Source organism: Achromobacter xylosoxidans, assembly GCF_002192695.1.
GTDB lineage: Bacteria > Pseudomonadota > Gammaproteobacteria > Burkholderiales > Burkholderiaceae_B > Achromobacter > Achromobacter xylosoxidans_C.
This window is the reverse complement of record NZ_MTLG01000019.1, coordinates 1-1,036: the sequence shown is the minus strand read 5'-3', so window position 1 is coordinate 1,036 and position 1,036 is coordinate 1. Positions and strand designations below refer to the sequence as shown.

2 protein-coding genes are annotated in these 1,036 nt (G+C 61.6%); both read right to left on the bottom strand.

The features are described from left to right. On the bottom strand, nucleotides 1–259 hold a 259-nt coding region (locus BRO63_RS03955; protein ID WP_088138637.1), incomplete at its 3' end, for a uridylate kinase. 94 nt (nucleotides 260–353) lie between these two features. Further along, on the bottom strand, nucleotides 354–1,036 hold a 683-nt coding region (locus BRO63_RS03950), incomplete at its 5' end, for a DUF5983 family protein (protein ID WP_143219438.1).

Here is a 1,036-nt window from a genome sequence, read left to right as displayed (position 1 = left end):
AGTGTTCGCGCTGACGTGGAAAGAACACGTGCTTCCACGTGTCGCCGCCGGTGTTGCCACCGTCGAAAACGACCATTTCGTAGTCGTCAATGTCGGTGTCGGCCAGATCGGCGCTGGCGATATGGCGCATGTGCAGCGTGCCACTCAAGCGCTCGAATACCAAGATCTGGCCGATGGCGTCGTCCTGGCCCATGGCGTTGACGCAGGCTCCAAGCTGATGCTCGAAGTCGCGTGCGGGCGAGATGAGGTCGGGGAACATAAAGTGCTCCTATGAAATTGGACCAACCCGGCTCCTAGAAAGGAGACGGGCTGGCATGGAGGGCAAAGAGGAAGGTGGGCTCGTGGTGTGTTTGCTAGGACTCGGCCAGCGGCAAGCCCGGCAACACGGGCGCGTCGGCGTCGAGGATGAGGATGCGCACATCGGCCTGGCCAGCCAGTTCCAGGATGTTCGCGAGGTCGTCTGGCATGCCCTTGCTGCGGTGCTCCTGCCGAAGCTGCTCGGCGGTGATGCCATCGGCGTGCTCCAGGTTCTGGTCCGTCCAGGGCGTTGAGATCAGCTTGACGCCGATCGCCGGGCTGTACGGAACCCGAAAGGCGATGAACAAAAAGGCCTCCGGCGTGGCGAGGTCCGCCAGATTGGCGAGGTACTGGCCGGTTTCCTGGCTGATGTGCGCGCTGCTGATTTCCCAGCAGCGGCTGTAGTAGCCGGTCTCGAAACTCAGGCGCTGCACGATTTCCCGCGCGGCCTCGACCGAATAGCTGTCACCGACGTGGATCAGGCGACCGTCGAAGTCCTCGCCATGAATGGCATAGACCACGGCACCGATCACGCCTTCGCCGTTAACGCCCTCATCGGCATCGCATTCGGCCAGCACCTCGGCGCTTATAGGTTCAGAGCCGTTCGTGACCACCGCGAAATCGCTGGTGACGATGCAGGAAGATGAAATCAGTTCCTGGTCGGAAAGATGTTGCTGGCTCGGGTGGATATTTCGCCAGACATGCGGGCTTCCGTCCTCGTAGCTGATGGACAGCGTGC